Below are 11,299 nucleotides of genomic sequence, written 5' to 3' on the forward strand. Positions count from 1 at the left end.
AATGGGGTCAGACCCCGAGGAAAAAAATTCCTCAGGTCTGACCCCGTTATTTTTGTTATTTTAGGCAATACTGAACTTAGTAGTTTGTCTTTGGGTAAGCTGTGCTCCGTATTTAGAAGCTAGAGAGCCTCCCTTACTAAGAAAAACATCCTTAGCAATTATGGTATCCATAAGAGTTGATACCTGAGGTTCAGTGATATCTTGCTTAACCCCTGAAATTGATAAATTAACTTTATCTCCACTGGCATTAATAAAAGTCATTAATAATGAATATTCCATAGTTTAATTTCCTCCTTTCTCTAGGATAAGCCACAGTTAATACTCGCGGTTAATACTATTAAGCATTAACTAATTTTGAAGTTTCATTTAAGTAACTATCTCTAGTAGAAGCACTTAAAACATCCTTAATAGCTTCAGCTACATCAAAAACATTTTGTGGATCAACACTAGGTTTTACTCCAGAAAAAGTTTTTTTCTTATAAATTGTAGCTCCAGTCTTATCAGTTCCGTTTTCAACTTCAATATGAAAAGAAGTAGTGTTTAAAACTTTATCTACTGCCATTAAATTCACCTCCTTATCAGTGGTTTCAATGATTATATATGCACATTGAAAAATAAGTGGAAAGTATAAATGATGAATAATTATAAACTATTAATTCCATCCTTATTGAAAATAAAGCCATAGTAATTTCTAATTGCTGCATCCACAATGGTATTCATATATTTATTAATTCTATATCAATTATAAATAACGAACATATAATATAAAGTAGGAGGGTTATGTTGTATTAACAAATTGTTAATGTAATCTAAATAGAAGGGGAATTAATTATGAGTTCAAATATGCGAGATTGTTACGCCTGTGGGACGATTTTAAAAAAAGGAAATCAGATATCGGAATTTATTAAACTACCGGTAGAAGAAGGAATTATATGTACACCAACGACAGTTGCTGCAATCACTGTTGATCCAACATGCTTGTGTAATACAAAAATAAAATTAGATTTTATATTAAATGTAGATAAGCCAGAGGGTACTCCATTTATAAATGTTGGGTTTCAAGTATTTAGAACCTGTAGCAATGAGTTTCAAAAGATACCAATAGGATCTCAGCAGTATTATGTAATTACGGGAAGCAATAAAAGTATATATACATTTTCCGTATATGATTATGAAATGGTTGAAAATAAATCATGTATCTATACAGTAGAAGCCACTGTATTTGCATAAAAGATAAAAGGTTAGTTCTTAAATTTAATTTGAACTAACCTTTTTTATTTGAAAAAGAAGTAATATTTAGTACTTTAGCTTAAATGCTTATAAGATTAATAATTATTTTTATTAATCTTTTTACAAATAATGTCCTCATTACATGTTGTATATATAGTCCCACATGAATAGCTTGTAATTTTTATAAAGGGTAAAAATGGATTAAATTCTACCTGGTTTGAATTTAAGGTTTCAAAATAATCACTACTACCAGAGGTTACTGTAAAATATCCACTTGCTAAGTCGATAACTGGTTCTGTAGGTTGTGTTGCAACTTTTACAGAAAATACAACGGTAAAAGATTCACCTGGATTCAATGGATTAAAAGACCAAAGAATAAAACCGCCAACTGGTTCACCACTATGAGTTAGGGTTCCTATTGGAACAGATACTTCTGACACAAAGCCAAGATTATTTGACAGTGAATCAGAAACAATTACATCATATATAGGGTTAGGACCGGTATTTGTAACAGTTAAACTATATTCTAAGGTTTGACCTACATAACCATTTATAGGGGTATCCGTAAAACTACCTTGTTGAGATACATTTCTCTGAAGTTTAGTAATTTCCATGAAACTATTTGTAACATTTACAGTAGCTGAAGAATTCACAGGTTCAGCAGCAGTTTGTGGATCTATAAACCAATTTACATAACTTTCATTAATTTGGCTATCAATTAATGTTATAGGGTTAACATTGGCAGAAACAACTATGGTTTCGAAGGTATATACGTAAACAACTTCACCATTGGTAGCATCTACAAATGGAATAACTGGGAAGTTAATTAAATGGCCCATTCTAGATTCTATAATTATAGGGGAGTCGTTTAATGTAGCATTATTATTATATTGTTGTCCAACTGGAATTATATCTGAAAGTTGAACATTATAAGCTAAGGTTCCATTAGGAATTGTAAGGGTAATAGTATAAGTTATAACTTTTCCTATTACTGTATTAGTTATATTGGCATTCTTTGTAAGCTGTAAATTAGGGTAATTTAGTTGAACTTCATTTGTATCTATAGGACCAAACTCTATTGGAGTTGTTGTATTACTATTATAGGTATAGGTTGCAAAGTTCGTAGTATTACCACCAGCACCTACTCCTTCAAGTACTTCGATATCGAAAATCATAGTAAAAGTTTCTCCGACAGGTATAGAATCGATAACCCATGTAACTGTACGAGTTAGGTTATCATAAGACGCAATACCAGCTGTAATAAATTCAATAATAGTGAAACCATTAAAAGGATCAAGTATATCTGTTATAACTACATTATAAGCAGGAGAAGCTCCAGAGTTAGTTACAGCAAGTTTATATCTTATTATATCTCCAACATTAACTGATAATGGTTCAATAATAAAACAAGTATCTTCTGTACAATTACTATGACTTTTTATTACATCTATATATGGCCTATTTACATTAATATCCAAACTATCTGATAAAGGATTGCCAGGGTCACCTTGTGGATTTATTGAATAATTTCCAGTAGCGTTATTGGTTTGTATTTCTGTATATGGAGGTAAATTATTGCCTGTTACCACCCTTGCATCAAAGGTAAAGTTAAGAGTAACTTCACCAGCTGTGGCATCAATAATTGATTGGGTTGGAAAAGTTACAGTCTGACCTACTTGAGTAGCTTCTACAGGAGTTCCACCTATAGATGCGTTGTTCGTGTAGTTTTGTCCAGGGGGTAGAGTATCAGACACTATTAAATTATAAGCTATAGTTCCATTTGGGATAGTCACCCTTAAGGTGTAAGTTATAACATCTCCAAGTTGAACATCTATGCTAGAAGCTAATTTATTAAACTGTAGTGAAGGTAGTTCAGCTAACACAGTATTTGAAGTTATTGGACCATACTCAATATGTGGTGTTGAACTTACTGCATCAAAGGTTGCTGTAAAGGCATTAGGTATTGTACTACTGGAACCTCCTCCAGGTAAAACTAAAGCCCATACTATAGCATATACGGTGGTTAAAGGTGCAATAGAGTTTATCATCCATATAAAATTATTATCATCTATAAGTTTAGCACCAACAGAATGAGTGATATTAACAATTTGTAGTAATGGAGAAAAAGTATCATTAACATTTACATGAAAAATTTCTGTTATCCCAGGATTTGTAATAGATAATTTATAGTAAATCAAATCTCCTACAGAGGTTTGAATAGGAGTTGAAACAAAGGGACCTCCTATATCATTACTCTGAGTTTTTTCTAGAATAAGATTGCTATTGGTAACATAGACTGTAGACTCACTGTTCTGCGGAGTTCCAGGATTTAATCCACCAGGGTCTAAGTCCCAGGTTACTGTGGCGGTATTAATCTGAAGCTGCTGTGGAGTCACAGTTATATTATTTATGGTTGCATCAAATGTGTATACTATTGTTATTGGAGCTAAAGTAGCATCAACAACTGGTATTATAGGTGTTACTAATGGATTTGTTGATAATGGTAAAGTTATAACATTATCAACTACTAAAGTTCCAGGGTTATAAGACTGCTCTGGAGGAAGTATATCTATAAGCTGAACATTATATGCTACATTTCCCAAAGGAATTGTAACTTCTACAGTGTAATTTACAACATCTCCAACGAATAAAGCATTTTTATCTACAGTTTTTATAATTTCAGGATCATTATAATTAAATGCTACTTTATTAGATAATGCAGGTCCTAAAGTTGTAGGATTTGTATCAAGAGTATCATATAGTGTTGAAGAATGATTAGTTACAGAAGTACCAGGTGCAGGTCCTGAGTTTACATCAACCTGGAATACAAGTATTTCAGATTCGCCTGGAGAAATTGTACCGGGATTAATTATCCAATTAATTGTACCACCTGGTCCTGGAGTAGGTATTATCACTCCTGCAGTTACACTTGTTAAACTAAGATAAGTTAGAGAAGAATCTAGAATATCTGTGGTAACTACATTATACGCAGGGGATGTTCCATCATTTGTAAGAGTTATCCTATATTCAACAACATCAGAAGTAGATATATTTAAAAGTGGAGATGTTGTAAAGCTACCATCTGGTATCAATCGCTGTTCCTTTAATGCATTGATATGAGGTGTTCGTATTTCTACATCGTAAGTATCAGATACTGATGCAACTGCTCCTAATGGTGTAATTTCCCAGTGAAGATCCGCTGTATTTGATTGGATTTGAGTATAAGGTGGAACTGTTACACCGCTTATTACCACAGTATCAAAAGTATATATTAATGTCATAGGTCCTAACCTTGAAGCCTCAGAATCTGTATAAAGTAGTTCATTTGGGGAAGCAATTAGTGTACCCAATGGTAATGGTGTTCCACTAAATGTTCCTGGAACATAATTTTGTTCAATAGGGATAATATCTCTAAATGATAGATTGTATACGGCAACTTCACTTGGAATTGTTACCGTTAGAGTATAGTTTATTATACTTCCTATAGTAGCTACGCTAGTATTAGCTGTTTTAAAGAAAGAAATTAAAGGTGTATCTAGAGTAACTGTATTAGAATTCTCATTATAAGTTATTGGATTTACATCATTAGAGTCGTAGGTGGAGGTTGCAGTATTAGATATACTATCACCAGCACCAATTCCGCTATTTACATCTACTTGAAATTCATAGATTGCAATGGAGCCATTAGCTAATTCAGGAATATTCCAATTCAAAGATGGTCCAGGTGGGGTAACTGTACCTATTGTAGGTCCAGATATAGTTCCAATAAAAGTTATTTTGTTACTTAATACATCATCTAGATTAACATTATAAGCAGGAGAAGCACCATTAGATGTTATTGTAAGTCTATAATAAATAATATCTGTTGGATAGGCTGAGATATTGGAAGTTGTATAGCTTCCACCAGTACTTACATTTCTTTGTTCCTTTAATATAGTGATGTTAGGAGTTTTTACAGTAATGTTTATATTAGATGATCTATTTACACTTTGACCAATTGGAGTTCGACGCCAATTAATATTGGATCTATTTGTTTGAATTTCTTGAAAAGGAATACTATGGGTAGCACTTGTTATTCTTGCTACAAAAGTATAAGTTAGTATTCGTGTTCCAGAAGTTGCATCTATATCGGGATCCGTTGGGAAAGTAATATTAAGACCTACTACAGTTGGTATTACTGGTAATACTGGACCTCCAGTATCTTGCCTTGTGGCTGGACCAATATAAGTTTGCCCTATGGGAAGGATATCCGTCAAAATAGGACTATAGGCTATAGTTCCATTAGGTACCGTATAGGTAATAGTATAGGTAATATCATCTCCTATTTCCCCTTCAGTAAGGGATGAGGTTTTCAATATAGTTACAGCAGGGGCTACAAGTTGTACAGTGTTTGTATTTATAGGTCCATAGGTTACTTCAAATCCATTATTGTTTGAGTTATATATAAATGCAGAACTGTTTGGAATTCTACCATCAGATCCTATTCCAGTTAATGTAGTTACAGTGAATGTGAGTGTAGCACTAGCACCTGATGGAATAATTGGGATCTCCCAAGTGATAGTATTTCCTATATTAGAAGCTGAGCCATTAGTTGTAGAAATTGATCCTGAATTAAAGGATAATAGTGGATTTATGATATCAGTTAAAGCAGTATTAAAGGCTGATTCAGCTCCAGTGTTAGTTAAGGTGATTCTGTACTGGATGATGTCTCCGATACTATAGATTAAATTTCCAGATGTAAAATTACTTCCAGTTGAAACATTTCTTTGTTGTTTGCTACCTATAAGATTAGGTGTTCTTACCTGAAGGGTAGCAGAAGTATTAAATGGAACAGCTGGAGTACCTACATTATCAAGATCCCAATTTACAGTGGCATTATTAATTTGATTTTCAATAAAAGGTGGGACGTGAGTACCACTTACAACTCTTATATTAAAAGCATAAACTATTGTGACTGCTTCAGTGGATGCATCAACAAAGGGAATCATTGGAAAGGTTACTGTATCTCCTACAACAACTGGGAAAATAGATACACCATCCTTAGTTGCATTTCCTTCGTAGGTTTGAGTAGTCACAGGAAATTTATCTGTTACCTGTATATTATACGCAGTAGTTCCAAGAGGAACTGTAACTTGAAGTAGATAAGTTACTAAGTCACCTATCTTGGAGGATATTGGCGATATAAGTTTGGTCATGGTGATTCCTAAAGCTATCAAAGTAGTTGAGGCGGTAAAAGGATCTCCAGGAAATTTATATGACCTATCTGGCTGTGAATAAGGCCTTTGAAGTTCTGCATTATTGATATAACTTTGACCACTAACAACAAGGGATGTAATTAGTACATCATAGGTAAATGTTAAACTTTCATCAGGAGCAAGTTTAAGAATAGTCATAGATATATTTTGACCTACAAAGGCTGGCGTTGAATAGGTACCTGTACCAATGACACTATAAGTTCCTGTATAGCTAAGGCCAGTAGGGATTACATCTGTTAAATCCATTTCAAAGGCGTCAGTCACATTACCCTCTTGGTTTTGAGGATTAGAAATTGTAATTGAATAGGTATAGGTTTCACCAGCTTTTATAGCATTTACATCAGGTCCTGTCACTGTTTTTGCAAAGGTTATATTTGGCTGACCGAAGGTGACTTCAACTTGATCTCGACTACTGTAACCAAAACCTTGTGTGTCCATACCTCCAAGCTTAGCAAGGTTATTATTTATACCTACAAAATCTACATCTGCAACAGGAATAATAAAATTAGCAGTCCAAAAACTATTTCCAGGTACTGTACCCAAAGCCCATCTTAGACCGTTTGGAGACACAGTGATTGGTGTAAAAGAGGTACCAAGAGTTCCACCGTAAGTTACAGGTAGAGTATCAGTTAGGGGTCCCATATTTAGTGGAGCATATTCATCTATTTCAATACCTAGTTGTGGAGCTATAAGACCTAAAGAGCTATAGGTGATTACAAATTCCACACCATCTCCAGGAGCAACTACGTTGCTTGTTTTTAAACTACCATCTTTATAGAAGTAATTAACTATTTCTTTTGAAATACTAGGTAAACCTATACTTATACGCGTACTAGAGTTATCAGGGGTAGGTGTTATAGTAGTATCATTTGTACCTGTAATTGTAACATTATTATTTAGTGAATCACCAGCACTTACAGGGCCTCCTAGGTAATAATTATTGCTTGTTGTAGTACTAAAGGTAATGGTACCAGTTGTACCTGTAGTCAGTAGACCAAGATTCCAAGTTAAGGTAGTGGTGCCGTTAGGATTTATTGGTGGGTTAGGGTTAACAGGTAATAAAGATGCAGAGCCTATATTATAGGTTTGGCCGTTACCTATAACATCGGTTATAACAACATCATCTACATCATCATATTGGTTTATTCTATAGGTTAAAGTATAGTTGTTTATTTGTCCAACATCTGTAGAAGAGGATGACACACCTTTATTAATAGTGGCATCCATAGCATTAGTTACAACTATACCTTGAACTGGTCCAGAAGCTCCATTCAACGTTGATACATTTTGAAGAGGTGTCATATGTGGGATTCTATCTCCACTATTTTCAATACAATTTGTTGTATAATTATCCCAAATAGCAGCGTCAAATATAATTGTATTTATGCTATTAGGTGACAATGTCACAGTTCCCCAGTCAATAGTTACAAAATCTTGACACAAGGGACCTACTGAAGGAGTAATTATATTAGGAGTAGAAAGTTCTACACTATCTGGGCCAGTTACTGAAAGATTTCCAAGATACCTTACTCCATTTGGAAAATTGTCAATTAAGGTAATAGTAGAAGGAATTAGGCTATTATTCATAATTGTTAAAGTGTATTGATAGGGCCAAATCGGTGGAGTAATAGGGCTTAAAAGTCCGGCTCCTTTTGGAATTTTACTTGGAGCAGTTTTTGCAATATTATATCTAAGAGGTATAAAATTAGCAGAATCAGACTTAGTTATTTGAACATTTCCTGGATCATCATTACCTCTAGGTAAGGTATCTAATGTACCCTCAAGATCAACACTTACTAATGGTACATCAAAAGGAACAGTCAGCCCACTATCTCTAAAAAATTCATCAGACTTTAAAGTAATTCCTAGATTGTATCCAATTTCATTGGATTCTAAATCTTTTATATTTTTCCATGTAAGTATAATGGTTCCGTTTGCACCCTCTGTAGTTGAAGTTGGCGGTATAAGTCCACCAGCATAAGAAACACCATCAGGTAAGGTTAAAACTACTGACAGATTATATCCTCTCTCTGTTAAACTTGTATTTGAAAATGATAGATTTACATCGCTAGTCATGCCAATAACCGCCCTTATTGGGTCAGGAGATATGCTTAGATTAAAATCGTTGGGGTCTAGTGCCATAAAATCACTTCCTTAGGTTTTTATAAAAATCATAGTATAGTATATTCTTTAGCAGTAGTATAAGTACCTTAAAAGTTATTTTATAGTTGTTAAATATTACTATAAAGTATTAATTCCATCTCTATTGAAAATAAAGTCATAGTAATTTCTAATTGCTGCATCAACGATGGTATTCATATAAACATTAACATTGGGATGAACAGCTTTAATTTCATTTAGCATTCTAGCAGTGGAATTTCTTATTTTATAACATCTCTGAGTATCAAAGAATTCACCATCTATGGGTGGAGTTATTCCAGGAGCTTCAGTTTTAACCTTGCGATTATCAACAAAACTATCAACAGAAGGTGGTAGAGAAGTTAGATTAGCTGTGGATAAATTCTCCCTAGAGGGAGTATCTTTTTCAAAATTAAAGGATGATATGGGAATACCAGTGATGGCCTCACAGATGCCATTAAATTCTTCCAAATTTTCTTCAGAATTAAATTCATCTATGGAATCATTAATTTTATTTTCTTTTTTCATGAGAAACCTCCTTATAAATTATTTAACACTAACTATATATGCTTTTATTAAGAAAATTCACTAGAGATAAGGGTTTTAAAAAGTTTTTGGATAATATTTACTGGGATTTCAATATATAAAATTGTAATCTTATGCAATAAAATCATACTTTCATGTATTTTTATGGAATGTAAAACATTAAATGCATTATAATAAATTTAGCACATATGCAAACCAAGAGATTGTCTTAAACAATATTGAAGGTTTAAATTTTGATATTAAAGGGAAAAATAATTGATAATAGTGAGTTGAGGAGAATTAAGTATGAAAGATATAAGGAGAAAGAAATCCAAAGGAATTCAATTAAGTAGGAATATTTTCATTTTAGTTATAGCTATATTACATCAACCTATTAGTAAAATTATTGAAAATAGAAACCTATATGTTGCTTTTAATTTAGCTTATTTATTGCTTGCCATATATTTTATTACATTACTTTTGAAAGATATGGGGTATTGTAAAAGTAAAACTCAGTAAGTTATTTTAGCAAAGTTTAAGAAAGTATTATAATTAGTAATTAACATACAGTGCTTATTAGAGAAAGTCTTGAAACCCCCATGAACACAACAAATAGTTAACTATATTACTATTTAACTATTTAACTATTTTTCTATATTCCTATATTCATATTTATATATTTCTATAGGTATATAGTTTTCTAGCTATCTAGTTTCCTAGGTAGAATTTTAGATAGTTTAAGGATTTATATTAAAATAAATTCTGTGAAAACTTTGGACTAAAAATGTCTCATAAGAGGAGAAGATCTATGAAAGGTAAAATTATATTTTTATTTAACATCATAATATTAATTATTTTAATGATTATGATGTTTATGATAAATGGACAAAAAAATATTAGTGAAAATACAATCTTTATTTTCATTGCTATATGTATAGTTTTATTAGTTGCTTTTATTTTTATTATGAAGAATAAGAAATAGTAATTTATACAACTAAATTAAAAAGTTTTTGGACAACTTGGGTCTGACCCCAGGTTGTCTATTTTTTATTTTTAAAAATAATTTTCCACTTTTCGTCTAAATTGCTTATTTAGTATATAGAGATACTTATTTAAATAAGGATAGGAGAGAGAAGATTATGAAACATACAATTATGGGTTTTAGGCAGGATAAATTAATAAAATTTGGACTAGATATTATTGATGCAAGTATTCTTAGGTATTTCATTGATTTTAAAGAAAGTAATGGAATGAACACAAGGGAGGTAGAGGGACATATTTATTATTGGCTTCGTTATGATGCAGTTTTAAGAGAGTTTCCTATTTTTAGAATGAAGAAATGTACAGTTCAATCTAGATTTTTTAAATTAAGGGATGCGGGAATGCTTACTCATTTGGTGGTGAGGGAAAAGGGAACATACTCCTTTTTTGGCATAGGTGAAAATTATAAGGAGCTTACAACTAGAGAAGGAGCAGAGGAGGAAAACTCTAGGGGTATCTGTGAAGGAGCTAAAGATATGGGTGAAGAAGCTAAGGGTATGGATGAAGAATCTAAAGGGTGTGGATTTAAATCTACAACAAATAATCCCTCTACTAAAGATTCATCTACTAAAATAAATAAAAATATTCTTCTTAAGAAAAGTGCCTTTGAAATAATAGAATATCTGAATTTAAAAACAGGAAAAAACTTTAGAAGCTCAACAAAGATAACTATTAGGCTTATTAAAGCAAGGCTTAGTGAAGGCTTTACCATAGAGGATTTTAAAACCGTTATTGATAATATGAAATATAAATGGACAGGCACCAAGTTTCAGCAATATTTAGTTCCTACTACTCTCTTTGGCAATAAATTTGAGACCTATCTAAATCAGGAAAGAAAACCAGAAAAGGAAAGTGACGGGAAATTTAAGAGGGGAAATATGGTCCTTAGTGATGAAAGAAATAAAGCTGAGTTAAAGGAAAAGTTAAAGAATATAGTTTTGAAGGAGGACATGTAGCATGGATATGGTGATGCCACATAGTCTAGAAGCAGAGCAGGTAGTCCTTGGGGTACTAATTAACGATAAGGATAAAATTTATGAAGTGGAGGATATTTTAAACTTAGAAGATTTTTATTATGGAAATCATAAGACTAACTATATGAAGTCAAT

The 11,299-nt window shown here is 32.4% G+C and carries 9 protein-coding genes; 5 read left to right on the top strand and 4 right to left on the bottom strand.

Features of this window, described 5'->3' with window-relative positions; translation table 11 throughout:
- Positions 1-60 precede the first annotated feature (60 nt).
- Together B2694_RS17020 and B2694_RS17025 are read right to left on the bottom strand one after the other, a co-directional pair.
- Complete coding sequence (locus B2694_RS17020; protein ID WP_346886765.1) at positions 61-279, bottom strand: DUF2922 domain-containing protein; 219 nt, start codon at positions 277-279, stop codon at positions 61-63.
- A gap of 58 nt (positions 280-337) precedes the next feature.
- Positions 338-562 carry a DUF1659 domain-containing protein gene (locus tag B2694_RS17025; protein WP_035131025.1) on the bottom strand — a complete coding sequence of 75 codons (225 nt, stop codon included), beginning with the start codon at positions 560-562 and terminating at the stop codon, positions 338-340.
- A 269-nt stretch (positions 563-831) separates the two neighbouring features.
- Between B2694_RS17025 and B2694_RS17030 the strand changes: the two genes are divergently transcribed.
- The gene (locus tag B2694_RS17030) at positions 832-1,230 is read left to right on the top strand and encodes a DUF4489 domain-containing protein (RefSeq protein ID WP_346886766.1); all 399 of its coding nucleotides are present in this window, start codon (positions 832-834) and stop codon (positions 1,228-1,230) included.
- 95 nt (positions 1,231-1,325) lie between these two features.
- Here the strand turns inward: B2694_RS17030 and B2694_RS17035 are convergent, their stop codons facing one another.
- Both B2694_RS17035 and B2694_RS17040 read right to left on the bottom strand, forming a co-directional pair.
- Positions 1,326-8,627, bottom strand: coding sequence for a hypothetical protein (locus B2694_RS17035; RefSeq protein WP_346886767.1), 7,302 nt, complete (start codon positions 8,625-8,627; stop codon positions 1,326-1,328).
- Positions 8,628-8,726: 99 nt separating this feature from the next.
- The gene (locus B2694_RS17040) at positions 8,727-9,152 is read right to left on the bottom strand and encodes a hypothetical protein (RefSeq protein WP_346886768.1); all 426 of its coding nucleotides are present in this window, start codon (positions 9,150-9,152) and stop codon (positions 8,727-8,729) included.
- A 303-nt stretch (positions 9,153-9,455) separates the two neighbouring features.
- On the opposite strand from B2694_RS17040, the gene B2694_RS17045 reads away from it, so the two are divergent.
- The 4 genes from B2694_RS17045 to B2694_RS17830 form a co-directional block, all read left to right on the top strand.
- Complete coding sequence (locus tag B2694_RS17045) at positions 9,456-9,668, top strand: hypothetical protein (RefSeq protein WP_346847129.1); 213 nt, start codon at positions 9,456-9,458, stop codon at positions 9,666-9,668.
- Between the two features lie 289 nt (positions 9,669-9,957).
- On the top strand, positions 9,958-10,131 hold the full coding sequence (locus tag B2694_RS17050) for a hypothetical protein (RefSeq protein WP_346886769.1): 174 nt from the start codon (positions 9,958-9,960) through the stop codon (positions 10,129-10,131).
- 157 nt (positions 10,132-10,288) lie between these two features.
- Positions 10,289-11,146 (top strand): conserved phage C-terminal domain-containing protein, encoded by an 858-nt coding sequence (locus B2694_RS17055; RefSeq protein ID WP_346886770.1) that lies wholly within the window; start codon positions 10,289-10,291, stop codon positions 11,144-11,146.
- A gap of 13 nt (positions 11,147-11,159) precedes the next feature.
- Positions 11,160-11,299, top strand: a 140-nt coding sequence (locus B2694_RS17830) for a DnaB-like helicase N-terminal domain-containing protein (protein WP_414632739.1), incomplete at its 3' end; no start/stop codon positions are given.

This window comes from Clostridium sp. UBA4395 (genome assembly GCF_002390995.1).
Lineage (GTDB): Bacteria > Bacillota > Clostridia > Clostridiales > Clostridiaceae > Clostridium_J > Clostridium_J sulfidigenes.